This is a genomic window from Nonomuraea sp. NPDC051298 (assembly GCF_055586305.1).
Genome location: NZ_JBVJIM010000001.1, coordinates 724,561 through 740,288, shown reverse-complemented (window position 1 = coordinate 740,288; position 15,728 = coordinate 724,561). Strand labels below are relative to the sequence as shown.

Annotated in this window: 17 protein-coding genes; 7 read left to right on the top strand and 10 right to left on the bottom strand. The window is 72.1% G+C overall.

All coding sequences use genetic code 11. The features are described from left to right. Positions 1-26 precede the first annotated feature (26 nt). Together ACZ6S0_RS03590 and ACZ6S0_RS03585 are read right to left on the bottom strand one after the other, a co-directional pair. On the bottom strand, positions 27-842 hold the full coding sequence (locus ACZ6S0_RS03590; protein WP_465913009.1) for an anti-sigma factor family protein: 816 nt from the start codon (positions 840-842) through the stop codon (positions 27-29). Further along, positions 839-1,387 carry a sigma-70 family RNA polymerase sigma factor gene (locus ACZ6S0_RS03585; RefSeq protein WP_465913008.1) on the bottom strand — a complete coding sequence of 183 codons (549 nt, stop codon included), beginning with the start codon at positions 1,385-1,387 and terminating at the stop codon, positions 839-841. The genes ACZ6S0_RS03590 and ACZ6S0_RS03585 overlap by 4 nt, the downstream gene beginning before the upstream one ends. A gap of 289 nt (positions 1,388-1,676) precedes the next feature. Between ACZ6S0_RS03585 and rsgA the strand changes: the two genes are divergently transcribed. Beyond that, entirely contained in the window at positions 1,677-2,774 is a 1,098-nt protein-coding gene (gene rsgA / locus ACZ6S0_RS03580) for a ribosome small subunit-dependent GTPase A (RefSeq protein ID WP_465913007.1), read from the top strand. A gap of 186 nt (positions 2,775-2,960) precedes the next feature. Further along, positions 2,961-3,596, top strand: coding sequence for a phosphoribosyltransferase (locus tag ACZ6S0_RS03575; RefSeq protein ID WP_344885846.1), 636 nt, complete (start codon positions 2,961-2,963; stop codon positions 3,594-3,596). 29 nt (positions 3,597-3,625) lie between these two features. Here the strand turns inward: ACZ6S0_RS03575 and ACZ6S0_RS03570 are convergent, their stop codons facing one another. Then, positions 3,626-4,099 (bottom strand): ATP-binding protein, encoded by a 474-nt coding sequence (locus ACZ6S0_RS03570; protein ID WP_465913006.1) that lies wholly within the window; start codon positions 4,097-4,099, stop codon positions 3,626-3,628. Between the two features lie 189 nt (positions 4,100-4,288). Between ACZ6S0_RS03570 and ACZ6S0_RS03565 the strand changes: the two genes are divergently transcribed. Together ACZ6S0_RS03565 and ACZ6S0_RS03560 are read left to right on the top strand one after the other, a co-directional pair. Then, on the top strand, positions 4,289-5,113 hold the full coding sequence (locus tag ACZ6S0_RS03565; RefSeq protein ID WP_465913005.1) for a helix-turn-helix domain-containing protein: 825 nt from the start codon (positions 4,289-4,291) through the stop codon (positions 5,111-5,113). Positions 5,114-5,249: 136 nt separating this feature from the next. Next, a complete protein-coding gene (locus ACZ6S0_RS03560; RefSeq protein WP_344885837.1) occupies positions 5,250-5,483 on the top strand; it encodes a DUF397 domain-containing protein in 234 nt (77 codons plus the stop codon). Positions 5,484-5,630: 147 nt separating this feature from the next. On the opposite strand, the gene ACZ6S0_RS03555 is transcribed toward ACZ6S0_RS03560, so the two are convergent. Further along, entirely contained in the window at positions 5,631-6,827 is a 1,197-nt protein-coding gene (locus ACZ6S0_RS03555) for an esterase-like activity of phytase family protein (RefSeq protein ID WP_465913004.1), read from the bottom strand. 258 nt (positions 6,828-7,085) lie between these two features. Between ACZ6S0_RS03555 and ACZ6S0_RS03550 the strand changes: the two genes are divergently transcribed. Next, on the top strand, positions 7,086-7,340 hold the full coding sequence (locus ACZ6S0_RS03550; protein WP_465913003.1) for an NUDIX hydrolase: 255 nt from the start codon (positions 7,086-7,088) through the stop codon (positions 7,338-7,340). A 110-nt stretch (positions 7,341-7,450) separates the two neighbouring features. On the opposite strand, the gene ACZ6S0_RS03545 is transcribed toward ACZ6S0_RS03550, so the two are convergent. The 4 genes from ACZ6S0_RS03545 to ACZ6S0_RS03530 all read right to left on the bottom strand — a co-directional run bounded on the left by ACZ6S0_RS03545 (position 7,451) and on the right by ACZ6S0_RS03530 (position 10,833). After that, positions 7,451-7,762, bottom strand: coding sequence for a WhiB family transcriptional regulator (locus tag ACZ6S0_RS03545; RefSeq protein WP_080036407.1), 312 nt, complete (start codon positions 7,760-7,762; stop codon positions 7,451-7,453). A gap of 99 nt (positions 7,763-7,861) precedes the next feature. Further along, positions 7,862-8,731 (bottom strand): sucrase ferredoxin, encoded by an 870-nt coding sequence (locus tag ACZ6S0_RS03540; protein ID WP_465913002.1) that lies wholly within the window; start codon positions 8,729-8,731, stop codon positions 7,862-7,864. 103 nt (positions 8,732-8,834) lie between these two features. Beyond that, positions 8,835-10,331 carry a glycerol-3-phosphate dehydrogenase/oxidase gene (locus ACZ6S0_RS03535; RefSeq protein ID WP_465913001.1) on the bottom strand — a complete coding sequence of 499 codons (1,497 nt, stop codon included), beginning with the start codon at positions 10,329-10,331 and terminating at the stop codon, positions 8,835-8,837. Beyond that, the gene (locus tag ACZ6S0_RS03530; RefSeq protein WP_465913000.1) at positions 10,294-10,833 is read right to left on the bottom strand and encodes a TetR/AcrR family transcriptional regulator; all 540 of its coding nucleotides are present in this window, start codon (positions 10,831-10,833) and stop codon (positions 10,294-10,296) included. Before ACZ6S0_RS03530 ends, ACZ6S0_RS03535 begins: the two co-directional genes overlap by 38 nt. Before the next feature lie 31 nt (positions 10,834-10,864). On the opposite strand from ACZ6S0_RS03530, the gene ACZ6S0_RS03525 reads away from it, so the two are divergent. Further along, entirely contained in the window at positions 10,865-12,421 is a 1,557-nt protein-coding gene (locus ACZ6S0_RS03525) for an FAD-binding oxidoreductase (protein WP_465913380.1), read from the top strand. On the opposite strand, the gene ACZ6S0_RS03520 is transcribed toward ACZ6S0_RS03525, so the two are convergent. Further along, complete coding sequence (locus ACZ6S0_RS03520) at positions 12,418-13,506, bottom strand: ADP-ribosylglycohydrolase family protein (protein ID WP_465912999.1); 1,089 nt, start codon at positions 13,504-13,506, stop codon at positions 12,418-12,420. The two genes, ACZ6S0_RS03525 and ACZ6S0_RS03520, sit on opposite strands and share 4 nt — an antisense overlap. Next, positions 13,503-14,495 carry an ADP-ribosylglycohydrolase family protein gene (locus tag ACZ6S0_RS03515; RefSeq protein ID WP_465912998.1) on the bottom strand — a complete coding sequence of 331 codons (993 nt, stop codon included), beginning with the start codon at positions 14,493-14,495 and terminating at the stop codon, positions 13,503-13,505. Before ACZ6S0_RS03515 ends, ACZ6S0_RS03520 begins: the two co-directional genes overlap by 4 nt. 200 nt (positions 14,496-14,695) lie before the next feature. On the opposite strand from ACZ6S0_RS03515, the gene ACZ6S0_RS03510 reads away from it, so the two are divergent. Then, entirely contained in the window at positions 14,696-15,679 is a 984-nt protein-coding gene (locus ACZ6S0_RS03510; RefSeq protein ID WP_465912997.1) for a LacI family DNA-binding transcriptional regulator, read from the top strand. The last annotated feature ends 49 nt before the right edge of the window (positions 15,680-15,728 follow it).

Genomic DNA, 15,728 nt, shown 5'->3' with positions numbered 1-15,728 from the left:
AGCGGTGAGGGCCTTCGCCGAGCCGGTCAGAGCGTGATGGTGAGCAGCGTCCTGCCCTCGGAGGTGACCACCTCGAAGTGGTCGACGTCCGTGAGCTTCGTGGCGCTGCCGCCGTGCATGTAGAGCGGGTCGGGCGAGCCCGGCACTCCGTACCCGGCTGGAGGTACGGACCACCCGGTCATCACCCGCCGCTCGCCCGACCTGGCGACCGAGACCAGCTCGCATTCCAGCGGTCCCTTCACCCCGGCCAGCCTGAGCGCCGCGTGCGTGCCCCATCCCTTGGACTCCACGACCAGCCCGCCGGTCACGCCGTCGACCCCCTTGCCCTCGATGGGGCGGCCCTCGGCGTAGAACTGCTCGGCAGGGCCAGGATGGGCGCCCGTGTGGCCGCCGTGCCCCTGCGCGACCTGGGGTTGCTCGCCGGTGGCGAGCTGGGTGCCGATCGCCAGGCCGCCCGCCACCAGGGTGACCGCCGCCGCCACCCCGATCACGAACGTCCCCCGCCGCGTCCGCCGGTCGGCCACCCGCTTGCGCCGCAGCAGGTCGACGACGTCGTCCTCGCCGTCGTCGGAACGGTCGCCGAAGGGGTCTCCGAAGCGGTCGTCGGTACGGTCGCCGAAGTGGCCGTCGGTACGGTCGTCGGAGCGGCCGTCGTAGGGGAGAGCCAGGTTCGCGACGGAGCTGATCTCGTGCAGCACGTCGGCCACCCCTGCCAGCTCCGTCAGCTCGCGCCGGCAGGAGGCGCAGCCGAGGAGGTGGGTGTCGAAGGCCAGCCGGTCGTCCTCGTCCAGCAGTCCGAGCGCGTACGCGCCCACGTCCGTGTGCTCGACTCTCGACGTCATACCCTCACCCCCCGCTCCTCCAGCGCGATACGCAGCGCGCGTACGGCGTAGTAGACCCGGGACTTCACGGTGCCCACCGGGATGCCCAGCGCCTCGGCGGCGTCGTTGACTGACCGATCGCGCAGGATCGTCTCGTTGAGGATCTCGCGGTGCGCCGGTGACAGCGCCTTCAACGCCTCGGACACGACCACCTGGTGCAGCAGTCCCTCCATCTCGTCAGGGACGGGCAGACTTTTCAGAGGCCCGTCGCCCGACTCCCGGGGACGGACGTCCCTGCGCCGCCGCTCATCGATCACGATACGTCTGGCGACCGTGGCGAGCCAGGGCATCAACGACACCGCGTCCGGGTCGAGCCGCTCCGCGCTGCGCCACGCCCGGATCATGGTCTCCTGCACCACGTCTTCCGCCCACTGCCGATCGCCCGCGGTCAGCCGGATCACGAAGGCCAGCAGCGGCCCGTGGTATTCCCGGTAGAGCGCGGACACGACCACCTCGTCGTCCGGGCGTACGCGCCGGATCCGGTGACGTAAGCGCGGCTTGCCCATCGGGGCGGCTCCCTCGGCCGAGGGCGGGGGATACGCGCTGGTTCGCATCATTCCCCTTTCTCAGTCCGTCGGCAGGTGGTACGGCCGGCCGCCCCGGCACGGTTCAACGGATCGCGGAAGATAATCCGTTTGCGTCAGCGGGGACGGGGTGAGCTAAAGTCGCCTCGGAAACCGATCGAGGAGGTGAGGGCTATGCGGGTCACCGTCTTCAGCGTGCCTTCAGTCCACCTCCGGGCGCTCGTCTGAGCGACCCCGTTTCACCTTCTTCTCGATCAAAGGTCTCACTACGTTGTCTTACGATCTTTCGCTGCTCGGCTGGAACGACCTGCGCGCCGCCGACCTGCCCACCGACACCGTCCCCGCCCGCGTCTCGCGCGTCGACCGCGGCGCCGCCGAGGTGATCGCGGCCGACGGCCAGCACCATGCCAAATACGGCGCCCGCGTACGCCGGGCCTCCGCCACCGACCCCGTCGCGCTGCCGTGCGTCGGCGACTGGGCCGCGCTCAGATGGCTGCCCGAGGGCCGCTACGAGCTGGACGAGGTGCTGCCGAGGAGCACCGCGTTCGTCCGGGGCGGCGTGAGCCGCGACTCGGTCGGCGGCCTGTCGGGCGACGGCCAGGGCCAGGTGCTCGCGGCCAACGTCGACGTCGTCTTCGTGGCCGAGCCGTCGATGCACGCGGCGGACTTCGCCGATCTCGGCCGCATCGAGCGCCTCGTCGCCCTGGCCTGGGAGTCCGGCGGCACGCCCGTGGTGCTCGTCACCAAGTCCGACCTGTTCGAGAACGGCCTCGACGACCTGCTCGCCGACGTCCGCACGGCCGCGCCCGGCGTGGCCGTGCACGCGGTCTCCTCGCTGCTCGGCGACGGGGTGGAGCTGGCCGCCGGCTACCTCGGCGGCTCGCGTACCGCCGTCATCCTGGGCCCGTCGGGGGCGGGCAAGTCCACCCTGGTCAACGCGCTGGCAGGGGGCGAGGCCATGGAGACCCAGCAGGTACGCGCGGGTGACGGCCGTGGCAGGCACACCACCGTGCACCGCGAGCTGATCCTGCTGCCCGGGGGCGGGCTGGTCATCGACACGCCGGGCATCCGGCGGATCGGCCTCTACGACATCGGGGAGGGCGTCGACCGCGTCTTCGCCGACATCGAGGAGCTGGCCGAGCGGTGCCGGTTCGGCGACTGCGGGCACACCAGCGAGCCGGGATGCGCGGTGCTGACGGCGCTGGAGAGCGGGGAGCTGCCCGAACGGCGCCTGGAGAGCTGGCGCAAGCTCCAGCGCGAGGCGGCCTGGATGGCCTCCAGGACGGACGCCCGGCTGCGTAAAGAGCAGCAGAACAAATGGAAGGTCATCACCAAGGAAATGCGCCGCTCCGGCCGCAGCCGCCCCTGACCCACGCCTGCCCCTTATCGGCCCCTTACCAGCCCCTGACTGGAGCGAGCGCTGGGGCAGATGGGGCGGATGTGCGAGCTTCGGGCCGGGATCGCCCCGCCCCGGCCCGGACCGCGCGGGCGCGGAGGGGCGCGGACGCGTGGGTGTGGGAGGCGAGGAGCGGGTGTCAGCGGGTAGGCAGAGGCTATGGAGCTCTTCGCGGACCGGGCCGAGGCGGGGGAGCTGCTCGCCAGGCGGCTGAGGGACACGCACGACCCCGTGATCCTCGCCCTGCCCCGTGGCGGCGTGGCGGTGGCCGTACCCATCGCGCGCCGCCTCGGCGCCGTGCTCGACGTGCTGGTGACCAGGAAGATCGGCTACCCCCTGGCCCCCGAGCTGGGGGTCGGCGCGATCGCGGAGGGCGGCGAGCCGGTGTTCGACCTGGGGCTGCTGGAGCGCCTGGGCATGACGCCCGAGTCCGTCGCCGACGTGGTGGAGCACGAGCGGCGCGAGCTGGCCCGCAGGGTGCGCGCCTATCGCGGCGACCGGCCCCTGCCGCCGCTCGAAGGGCGGGAGGTGATCGTGGTGGACGACGGCCTGGCCACCGGCGGCACCGCGCGGGCGGCGCTCAGGGCGGTGGCGCGGGTCCCCGCGGCGAAGCCCGCCAAGGTGACGCTGGCCGTGCCCGTGGGCACGCGGGCCACCGTCGAGTCGCTGCGGGAGGAGGCCGACGAGGTGGTGGTGCTGAGCACGCCACCCGACTTCAGGGCGGTCGGCCAGTGGTACGAGCACTTCGACCAGCTCACCGACGCCGACGTCCTCCGCCTGCTGGGCCGCGACTGATCGGGGAGCGTACCGGGGGCTGTGGCCGGTCAGCCCGTGATGACGGCCCAGACGAGCTTGCGGGCGCCCCCCGGCGAGAGCCATCCCCACGCCGAGCAGAGGGCGTCCACCAGTCGTAACCCCCGCCCGTACTCGGAGAACACGTCGGGTGTGGCCGCCACCGGCACGGTGCGGCTGTGGTCGGCCACCACGCACGCCAGCTCCGGCCCGTGGCAGAGCAGGCGCAACTGCGCGGCCCCGCCCCCGTGCCGCATCGCGTTGGTGACCAGCTCCGAGACGACCAACTGGGCGTCGAACGCCAGCTCAGGCGCCCCCCAGGCGCTGAGCGTCTGATCGACGAACCGCCGGGCCGTCGCGACGCACGCGGGCTCCAGCGCCGTACGTTGCTGAAACGGGAAAACGGCGTCACACTCACTGGGATGGCCCTCCACCAGGATGGTGGAGAGCCATCCTGGTGGCCGGGCACCGATGGCGGCCTGCGGCCGTGCGTCGAAAGTCGTCATCCTGGCCCCCGAAGCGCGGTCTGGTGATCCAATGCCCATCTTTACGGGGAGTGCTGACCGATGCAAGACTTTTCGTAGTTTACGGATGCGAAGAGCAAATGCACGTGCAGACGATCTAGGGGAGCGGACGGCGTGAGCGCTCAGAGCACTGAAGGGAAACTTCTCAGCCATTCGCAGGGAAGCCCGACGGTGCTGCGGATCCTGTTGGGGACCCAATTGCGCAGGCTCCGTACGGAGAAGGGCATCTCGCGCGAAGACGCGGGATATTCGATTCGCGCGTCCCACGCCAAGATCAGCCGGCTGGAGCTCGGGCAGGTCAGCTTCAAGCAGCGCGACGTGGCCGACCTGCTGACCCTGTACGGCGTCACCGACCCCGCCGAGCGCGAGGCCCTGCTCGACCTGGCCAAGCAGGCCAACGCCCCCGGCTGGTGGCACAAGTACGGAGACCTGCTGCCCGCCTGGTTCGAGGTCTACATCGGGCTGGAGGGCGCGGCCTCCGGCATCCGTACCTATGAGAACCAGTTCGTCCCCGGCCTGCTCCAGACCCCCGCCTACGCCAGGGCGGTGATCGAGCTGGCCCACGAGAAGGCTCCCAGAGCCGAGCTGGACCGCCGCGTGACGCTGCGCACCACCCGGCAGGAGCGGCTGCGGAGCGGCCTGAAGCTCTGGGCCGTGATCGACGAGGCCGTCGTGCGCCGCATGCTGGGCGGCCCCGACACCATGCGCGAGCAGATCACCCATCTCCTCGACATCACCGAGGAGCACAACGTCACCGTGCAGATCATCCCGTTCGACCGCGGCGGGCACGCGGCGGCCGGGGGCCCGTTCAGCATTCTGCGTTTCCCCGAGCGCGAGTTGCCCGACGTCGTCTACATGGAGCAGCTCACCAGCGCCCTCTACCTGGACAAACCCGCCGACTCCGACCACTACATGGAGGTCATGGACCGGCTGAGCATCCAGGCGGACGAGCCTGAGGCGACCAGACGCTTCCTGGAACGCCTACTTTCCGGATAAGCCGCCGATATCACCTGTGATCCACTCCATAGCGGGATTTTTGGTCATCCGGTATATGGAGCACTTCTAGCTGCCGTATTGTCTGCTCGCAAACGCGGATGCACGTGCATCCGCGAGAGCGCGAGGAGCTGCCCCCATGCACGAGTTCCGGAACGGAACGCCCGCCGGCCGCCTTCCCGTCGTCTGGCGTAAGAGCAAGAGGAGCAACCCCAACGGCAACTGCGTCGAGGTCGCGGACCTGCCCACGGGGGACATCGCCATGCGTAACTCACGCTTCCCCGAAGGGCCCGCGCTGGTCTACACCCGGGCCGAGATCGCCGCGTTCGTCCTCGGGGCCAAGGACGGGGAGTTCGACGATCTCATCGTCTGACCCCCGCCCGGCCGACCCTATTACGGTCGGCTTGGGGACGGTTTTCGGACACGGTTCTCGCGACGGAGATCGCCCCGAGGTCCGGAGACTCGGCAAGGAGAGCGGCCCCGGTGGTGGCGCGGGTGGGCCGCGCCACCATGGGCGGCGTTACCGGTAGACGCGGGGGTCGGCCTGCAGGCCGCGCGTCAGCCGTACGGTGATGAACTCGTTGTTGTCCGGCTTGCCGGGCGTGCGGCCGTTGGAGAAGGGGAAGTTGTTGTCGTCGAGGACGCCGAGCGTGCGGTCGTTCAGGATGACCACGTCCTCGATCGTCTGGAACGGGAACCTGAACGTGCCCGGCGCGCCGCCGAGCCCACGCGGGTCGGCGAGGTCGAGCAGGTCGGCGACCAGGGTCTTGTCCAGCGCGCCGTCGTGGTCCTTGTCGCGCGTGTCGGCCAGGTAGATGCGCTTGACCTTGGCGGCGTCGCCCTGCAGGTTGTCCCGCTCGATGATCAGGAAGCGGTTCGCGTCCACCGCGATCGCGTCGCCGATGGCGTGCGAGGGGTCGTCCAGCCGGTACGTCCAGCGGTGGTTCGTGTAGGACCGCTTGCGCAGGTCGAACTCGTACATGCGCAGCGTGCCCGCGGGGTCGCCGGTCACCGTGCCCTCGAGCAGCGGGTAGAGGCGGCGGCCGTCCACGGACCTGGCCATGCCCTCGAAGCCCTTGCTGCTGCCGAGGTTGGGCTGGCCGCCGTTCAGGTCGGGGTTCTCCGGGGCCTTGACGCCGGGCAGCGCGATCGGGGCCTCCATCAGGCGGCCCTTGTGGTCGAAGTGCAGCAGGAACGGGCCGAACTCGTCGCCGATCCAGTACGTGCCGTCCACCGTGCGCACGATCGACTCGACGTCGAAGTCGGCGCCGGTCAGCGTACGGTCCTGGCGGGTCAGCGGGAACGGCACCAGCCCGCGCGGGTCGGTGAGGTTGAAGCCGCCGACCACCTTGACGGACTTGGCCGAGAAGTCCGGCTTGACGCGGTGGACGCGGAGCAGGAAGTCCGAGCTGTTGGCCTTGTTGCCGTAGCCGTTGTCGGACAGGACGTCGAACGTGCCGTCGTCGCGGCGCACGATGCCGCTGAAGCCCTGCACGGGCTGGCCGGAGAAGGGCGGCGTGACGCCGTTGACCGGGGCGGTGCCGAGGAGCGACCCTGAGGGCTCGCTGCCGGGGACGAAGGTCAGCGCGGGCAGTGAGGCGAACCCGGTGAGCGTGGCCTGGCCGAAGCCGCTCCGGTCGGGGGTCGCGGCGGCGGGGGCGGCGGCCAGACCGAGGGCCAGCGCGCCCGCGCACATGAGGGTGGCGATGCGTTTCATGGCGGGCACCCTAGGGCGGCCACATGACGCCATCCCGAACGGACGGCAACGGACAATTACGGCAGAGTGTCTGACGGGTCCGGATGGGCGGGAGAGTGGCTCTGTGTCGGGTTCGTCGGGTTGTACGAGTCCTCCGGGCGCATACGGAGTCCGGGCACGCGCGAGGTTCGGGCGTATGCGGAGAAAGTGTGCGTCGGCGAATTTGTCGGGCCGGTCCGCTAATGTGCCACCCGTGAGGACAGGACGCGGGGATGCCGGATGGGCATGGGCGTGCCGCCGGTGAAGCCGTACCAGCACGGCCACGTGGAGGACGCGGCCGGGCTGGAGGGCGTGCCCATGCGCATGGCGATATGCACCGCCAGGCTGGGCGGGAGTCCGGAGCCGGGCGCCGAACAGGCGGCGCCGGGCTGGACCGACGGACGCGACGGCCTCGGGCGGAGGCCGCCGCCATCGGTGCGCGATCACGTGCTTCCCCTGCCGTCGGGCGCGGGGACCGTGAAGGGACTCACCTGATCAGGCAGTTGTCCCGACCGGGTTCGCCGGAGCCTGGGCATGGAGGGCCAGGCGCCGGTTCATCGGGACAACTGCGTGATCACGCGATGATGGTGACGCTGCCGGGTGTGTCAGGCGGCGGAGATGCCGGCGCTGGCCGCGCGGCGCATGCGACGGCGACGCTCGCTGGCGCGCTCGTCCTCGTTGAGACCGCCCCACGTGCCGTACTTCTCGGGCCGGGACAGCGCGTAGTCAAGGCACTCGTTGCGGACAGGGCACTGGGCGCAGATCGCCTTGGCCTTCCGCTCACGTACGTCACGCTCGGGCTGCCGCTCCCCATCAGGGCCGAAGAAGAGCACGAGGTCCTCACCCCGGCACGCGGCATCATCCTGCCAACCCCAACTGGGGCGGGGGCGGGCGAGCTGCCGACGTACCTGAGACATGAGAAAACCACCTTCGTGAGAGGTATTTCGTAATTGAGCCGCATTGGACGCTTTTGGCGTCACTGTTCCAACGCAATGCCGGGCCGTGATGTTCCCTGGTCAGGTGAGGGCGGGCGTGGCGTACCGTACAGGCGTGAGCCTGTCCAGCGAAACCAGCCGGTAGGTGGTGATCGTCTCGGCGCAAGCCGTACCACACGGCGCTGTGAACGCCGATGGCTCAACCACAACCTGGAGCCGGACGTCGCCGCAGCGCACGATCGCTTCGGTGACGTCGCCGTCCGTCCTGGAGGATTCCACGGCCACCGCGCCGACGGAGCACTCTCCCGTATGGGCTCGGGCGAAGTGCTCGACGGCCTGCAATGGCTCAGGGATGCCTGCGCGCCCCCGGTAGCGGTCGAGGGTGACCTCGCCCGACCGGTACGCGTTAGCCGCTGCCAGTGCAGCAGCCTGAGACATGCTGCCGTAGAAAATTCCGTGTGGCAAGCACACGAGGTTGGCGGCGTAACGATCGCCGCCAACGTGTGACGTTTCCCACACTCTGTCCGGCAGACTTTCGGCCAGGGACCGGGCGAGGGGTAGTCCAATGCGGGCGCAGCACACATTGCGCTTGGCGTGCGTGCAGACCAGAAATACCGGCTCGTCTTCAAGTATGCAGGACTCCGGGACCACTCCGGCCACCAGCGCGTCCAGGTCAAGATCGTCGGGACCTGCGACGACGCCCTGCGCCAGCCATGGGCGATCGCCCTCCGCGTACGCCACTAGCACACGGATCCCCTGCTCCCGTGGGCGGGTCCGCCTGCCGGGGCGGCGGATCAACTGGGGCCTGATACCGCGTTCGAGCGCTCTCTGGACGAGTTTCGAGATTTCTTCAGGAAGTTCGTTGTTTTCCAAGCGCGAAGGCCAGGCTCCGGTGTATTCGACGAGCAGCCACAGCCTGGCTCCCACGGTGGCGCTGGCCAGCGTGGGCATCTCCCCGGTGTGGCACCCGATCGGATGCTCGCAGCCGCTTGCCAACGCGCGTACCCCTTCCTTGATCCGACTTAGGTAAGACTAACCTAACGGATCAGTGGGTTTACGCGCGGGGGATTCCGTCCAGCACCTCCCGTGCGGCGGGCAGCGCGCGGGCCCTGTCCCGCTCGACCAGGCCGATCCTGGTCCGCCGGTCCAGGAGGTCGCCCTCGTCGAGCGCGCCCTCGTGCAGGACCGACCAGAGCAGCTCGCCCTTGGTGAGCCCGAGCCCGACCTCCTCGGGGTGCTTCTCGACGAGTTCGCGCACGAGGGCGGCCTCCGCGCCGTACCGCTCGGCCAGGCGGCGCGGCACCCCCGGCGGCCGTGGCCCCGCGCCCACGAGCGGGATCCGCCGCGTACGGCACCGCCCGGCCCGGAGGTCCCCGGCCGAGACCGCTCGATCCACCGCGTCCTCGGCCATGCGCCGATATGTCGTCAGCTTGCCCCCCACGACGGTCACGAGTGCGCCCTCGGAGAACACCGCGTGCCTGCGCGACAGGTCGGCCGTCCTGCCGTCTGCCGCCAGAAGGGGCCTGAGGCCCGCGTACGCGCCCGCAACCGCCTCTCTGGTCACCGGGACCTCAACCACCCCGTTCAACACCTCCAGAAGCGCTCTCACGTCCTCCTCGGGCGCTTCGGGGACGTCGGGCACGGGCCCGTCCACCGGTTCGTCGGTCAGGCCGACGTGGACGCGGCCGTCGGGCTGGGGCAGCACGAGCGCGAACCGGTTGCTCTCGCCCGGCAGCGGCAGGTGCAGCCCCGCGATCAGCCCCGGCAGCGTCCCCTGCGGCAGGACGAGGTGCGTGCCACGGGACGGTCGCAGCTCCACCTGCGGATCCAGCGTGCCCGCCCACACCCCGGTGGCGTTGATCACCACCCTGGCGCGGATGGCGAACTCCTCGCCCGTCAGCTCGTCGCGCACCTCGGCGCCCTGATCGGTCAGCCGGAGCGCGCGGCACCGGGTCAGCACGTACGCCCCGTGCGCGGCGGCGGTCCTGGCGATGGCCACCACCAGGCGGGCGTCGTCGAGCAGCCGGCCGTCCCACGACAGGAGCGCGCCGCGCAGGCCGTCGCGGGACAGGACGGGCGCCAGCGTGCGGGCGCGGGCCGCGTTGAGCCGGGTCGGGCCTGGCAGCAGGCGGCGCGGGGTGCGCGCGGCGGCACGCAGCCCGTCGCCCAGCCGGTAGCCGGCCATCACCAGCGCCGCCTGCCGCCGGGTGACGGCCGGCGTCAGCGGCAGCACGTACGGGTGCGCTCTGACGAGGTGCGGCGCCGTCCTGCGGAGCAGGATGCCGCGCTCGACCGCGCTCTCGTAGGCCACGTCCACCTGCCCCTTGGCCAGGTAGCGCAGGCCGCCGTGCGCCATTTTGGAGCTCCATCTGGAGGTGCCGAAAGCCAGGTCGTGCGCGTCGATCGCCGCTACACTCAACCCCCGGGAGAGAGAGTCGAGTGCGGCGCCCGCGCCCGTCGCACCGATGCCCACGACCAGCACGTCCAGCCGTTCCTCCGCCACCCGGCGCAGCTCACGCGAGCGTCGGGCGGCGTTCAGCGAGCTGTCCAAGATACGCCTCCAGCAGTGTGGCGAGTTCGGTGTCGAGTTCGTCCATCGTCACGGGGTCGAGCATGGTCGGGGCCGACAGCAGGAACGACTGGGCGACCAGCAGCACCGCCCTGGCCTTGCGCGGGTCGCCGACGGCCCGCTCCAGCACCTCCAGCACGGCCTCGTGGGTCGTGCCGCGCCGGTCCAGCAGATACGGCATGAGCAGTTCGGGGTCCGCCTCCACGATCTTGCGCCACAGCGGGTGTTCGCGCAGCCCCCTCACCCCGGCCACGACCGCGCGCACCGGGTCGGACGTGTCGAGCCCGGCCACCACGCGCACCCACTCCCGCGTCATCACGTCGGCGACCAGCGTGCGCACGTCGGGCCAGCGGCGGTAGAGCGTCATCCGCGACACTCCCGCCCGGCGGGCCACATCGGTGAGCGTCGTCCTGCGCACCCCGTACGCCAGCACGCAGTCGCGGGCCGCGTCCAGTACGCCCTCATTGTGACGAATCGACGTCATGTGTCACAGTGTAAGCGTGACTGGAGAACCCATGCTGTGGTCGGGGTGGGGCGACCCCGGCAAGGCCCGTGAGCTGCCGGAACGCGTACGCGAGCTGCTGCGCGACCTGCTCGGCGTGCGTGCCCCCGCCGTCCCCGCCGCCTCCCTGGAGTCGGTACGGCTGCCGCCGGTCGCGCTGACGGAGCCGCAGCTCGCCGCGCTCGCCGGCGTCACGGGTCCCGGGCACGTCCTGACCGGGCACGAGGACCGGGTCCGGCACACGCGCGGCAAGTCGACCCCCGACCTGCTGCGCATGCGCGCGGGCGACGGCTCCGACGCGCCCGACGCCGTGGTGCTGCCAGGCTCGCACGACGAGGTGGCCGAGCTGCTGCGGCTGTGCTCGCGGGAGCGGATCGCGGTCGTGCCGTTCGGCGGCGGCACCTCCGTGGTGGGCGGGCTCGCCGCCGCCCGCGCGGGCTTCGCCGGGGTGGTCGCGCTCGACCTGGGCAGGCTCGACCGGCTGCGGTCGGTGGACGCGCGGTCGATGGTGGCCGAGTTCGAGCCCGGCGTGCGGGCTCCCGACGCCGAGCGGCTGCTCGCCGGGCACGGGCTCACGCTGGGGCACTTCCCCCAGTCCTTCGAGTACGCCACGCTCGGCGGCTTCGCCGCGGCCCGCTCCAGCGGCCAGGGCTCGGCCGGGTACGGCCGCTTCGACGACATGGTCGTGGGCCTCACCCTGGCCACCCCGTCGGGCACCCTGGAACTCGGCCGCGCCCCCAAGTCGGCCGCCGGGCCCGACCTGCGCCAGCTCGTCCTCGGCTCGGAGGGCGCGTTCGGCGTGATCACCTCGCTGCGGCTGCGGGTCCGCCGCGCCCCCGCCGAGCGGCGGTACGAGGGATGGCACTTCGCGTCGTTCGCCGCCGGGTCCGCCGCCGTGCGGGCGCTGGCCCAGGAAGGCCCGCTGCCGACCGTGCTGAGGCTCTCCGACGAGACCGAGACGATGATCGGCCTGGCCAAGCCTGAGGAGATCGGCTCCGGCGGCTCCGGCTGCCTGCTGATCGCCGGGTACGAGGGCGCCCGGGTGGCGACCAGGCACGCCGCCGCCTCCGCCGTGCTGACCCGGGCGGGAGGCCGGGCCCTGGGGCCGGAGCCGGGACGGGCCTGGGAGCACGGCCGTTTCTCCGCGCCCTACCTGCGCGACTCCCTGCTCGCGGCCGGGGCCACCGTCGAGACGCTGGAGACGGCCGGCTTCTGGGCGAACCTGCCCCGGCTGTACGACGCCGTCCGCCTGGCCCTGCTGGGCTCGCTCGGGTCGCCGCTGGTGATGTGCCACATCTCGCACGTGTACGAGACGGGCGCCTCGCTCTACTTCACCGTCGTCACCCCGCAGGACGCCGACCCGGTGGCGCAGTGGGAGCGGGCGAAGGCGGCGGTGAGCGCGGCGATCGTGACGGCGGGCGGCACGATCACCCACCACCACGGGGTGGGGCGCGACCACCTCGGCGCGTACGCGGAGGAGATCGGGGCCGTGGGGGTGCGCGTCCTGCGGGCGGTCAAGGCCGAGCTGGACCCTGCCGGGGTGCTCAACCCCGGCGTCCTCGTCCCCTAGGCGTCCCTCCGCTCGGTCTGGTCGGCGTCCCGCTCGTTCGCGGTGACGAGGTCGTCGGCGACCGCGGCGAGCGACGTGCCGGAGAGATGCGGCAGGCAGTGGCCGCGTACCCGGTCGACCTTCGCCCGCCACGTGGCCGGCAGCGCCTCGGCGCCGCGCAGGGCGCCGGTGAGCGCGCCCACCATCGCGGGCATGCTGTCGCTCTGCTTGGCGACCATTCCGGCCAGCGGCAGCGCGGTGACCGGGTCGCCGCCGGTCGCCAGGACGATCGCGTACGCCGACGCGAGCGTCTCAGGGGCGACGGTGCCGAAGCTGTAGGAGGCGTTCGCCACCTGGTCGTTGAGTTCGGCGACGAGGTCCAGCGGCGACGGGGCCGCCGCGGCGAGGACGAGCGCCCGCGCCGTCTGCCGGGAGAGCCACGACCCGGCCGGGATCCGGTCGGCCCCGGTGGCGACGGCGGCGGCGGCGTCCGCGCCCGACAGCGCCGCCGCGACGCTCGCCGCCATCGCGGCCGCCGCCCACACGCCGTCGTCGGCGTGGGTGATCTCGGCGAGGCGGGCGGCGACGTCGGCCGCCCGATCGGGGCGACCGGCGTGGCGGATCCCCACGGGCACCGCCCGCGCCACGGCGCCGTCGTCGAAGTGCGCGGGATTGTCGTTGCCGGTCGCCGGGGGCGTGAGACCCTCCTCGGCGTTGACGATCGAGGAGCGTTCCGCGATGCCCGACCACACCTCCCCGGCCCGGTCGACCACCATCTCGCGCCAGCCCGCGAACAGCTCCTCCCGGGTGGCGTCGGCGCCGGAGCCGAGCAGGATGCGCGCCGCGGCCACGGCGAACTCGGTGTCGTCGGTCCCGGACAGCTCCAGCGGCTCCGGGCGTCCGAGCGTGAACGGCAGGGGGAAGCGGAGCACCTGGTTGGCGTCGGCCTCGGCGCCGAGCCGCCACAGCCACGCGCGCGGCCCGCCGAGGCGGGCGGAACGGTGGTAGAGGGCGGGCATCCCGGCCGCGTCGCCGATGGCCAGGCCGAGCAGGGCTCCGCGGGCGCGGTCGCGCGGGGACAGGGCGGGGACGGCCGGCGCGCTCATGCGGCACCTGCCTTGGTGAGCAGCGCCGCGTGCAGGTCGCGGGCCAGCTCGGCCAGGTCGGTCCCGGCCGTCGAGCGGATGCAGTGGCCGCGTACGACGTTGATGCGCCGCCGCCACCGTTCCGGCACCGCCTCGGAGCCGTGCAGGGCGCCGGCCATGGCCCCGGCCATCGCGGCGATGGTGTCGGCGTCGCGGCCGATGTTGGCGCCGCCGAGCACCGCGGGGACGTACTCGCCACGTGCCGCCGCGAAGACGCCCATCGCCAGTGCCGTCGCCTCCGGCCCCACGTCGGCGAAGGGGTAGTGGGAGATCGAGATCCGCTCGTACAGCTCGTCCAGGGCGGCGGGCAGCTCCTGGTGCGAGGAGCCGATGTCGACGGCCCGCCCGATGGTCCGCGCCGACCAGGAGCCGGCGGGCGCGGCGGCGAGCGCGGCTGCCACCACCTGCTCCCACGAGTCGGCGGTCATCGCCGCGGCGACCCCGGCGGCGACGACCTGCGCGCAGTAGACGCCGTCCTTGGCATGGGACACCTGGGCGTCGACCGCGGCCAGCCTGGCGGCCTCGGCCGGGTCGCCGGCGCACAGGATGCCGACCGGCGCGATCCGCATCGCCGCGCCGTCGCTCCACATCTCGTGGTTGTCGCTTCCCGTGACCGGCGGGGCGAGTCCGGCACGGAGGTTGTTGATCGCGGTCATCTCGCTGAACCCGCCGCCGTGGAAGCCGCCCACCTGGTTGACCAGGTTGGCGGTCCAGGCGGCCCCCACCTGGTCGGGGGTGAGGCTCGTGCCGTGGGCCAGCATCAGCCGGGCGGTCAGCACCGCGTACTCGGTGTCGTCGGTGCCGGCCGGGTCGTCGTCGACGAAGCCGGACACCCATCCGTGCCGCTCGACGATCTGCGCCCGGGTGAGGCCCTCGGTCGGCGCGCCGAGCGCGTCGCCCACGGCCTGCCCGATGAGCGCGCCGTACACGCGCTCGAAGGATGAGGTCACTGGCGCCATCTCCTTGCAAGACGTTTTGCATCCCCACTGAAGCGGATGCCCTGGAACGCCGTCAAGACCGCTCGGAGAAATCGCGCATGATCCTGAAATCGCTGCTCATGCCTATTGACAATGCCGAAGCGGAGAGGGAGGGTGTCGCCCACGTCACACCAAACGTTTTGTATTCGGAGGTCGACTTGGCACGGGTCGGGATGACAGAGGTCGCCGCCAGGGCCGGTGTTTCCGTCACCACGGTCTCCCACGTGCTGTCGGGACGCCGGCCGGTCGCGGAGAGCACCAGGGCCAGGGTGCTCCAGGTGATCGAGCAGCTCGGCTACCAGCCCGACACGCTCGCCAGGGGGCTGCGCACCCGGCGCACGATGACCGTCGGGTTGCTGGTGCCCGACCTGACCAACCCCTTCTACCCGATGGTCCTGCGCGGCCTGAACGACGTGCTCGTGCCCGCCGGGTACCACGCGATCGTCTGCGACACCGACGGGACCCGCGAGCAGGAGCTGGCCTTCCTGCGGGAGATGGCGACGCGGCAGGTCGACGGCATGGTCATCGCCCCGTTCCAGCTCACCAGGAAGGACCTCCTGTCGTACGCGAAGGCCGTGCCGCTGGTACGGCTCGGCGACGGGCCGCTCGACGCCGACCTCGGCGACCTGGTCAGCAGCGGCGGCGAGGACGGCATGGCGCAGATCGTCCGCTACCTGCTCGAACGGGGCAGCCGCCGGGTGGCGTACATCGGCGGCCCCCGGCACACCGGCCCCAGCGACCAGCGCGAGGCGGGCTTCCACCGGGCCCTGGCCGAGGTCGGCCGGGTGGCCGATGACGACCTCGTCATCCGCGGCGGCTTCACCCGGGACGCGGGACGGGAGGCGGCCGAGGTCCTGCTCGGCCGGGCGGACCGGCCGGACGCGATCGCCTGCGCCAACGACCTCATCGCCATCGGCGTGCTCGACGCCGCCAGGAAGCTCGACCTGAGCGTGCCCGGCGACCTCGCCGTCACCGGCTACGACGACATCGACGCCGCCTCGCTCGTGACCCCGGCGCTCACCACCGTGGTGAACCCGGCGCGCGAGGTGGGCCGGGCCTGCGGCGAGGCGTTGCTGCGGCGGCTGACCGCCGACGCGGCCGAGCCCTACCGGGAGGTCGTCATCGCCAACTCCATCGTCCGCCGTGACTCGGCCTGACCCCTCCCCGCCCGTGACGCCGAAGCCCGTGACGCCGAAGCCCACGCGT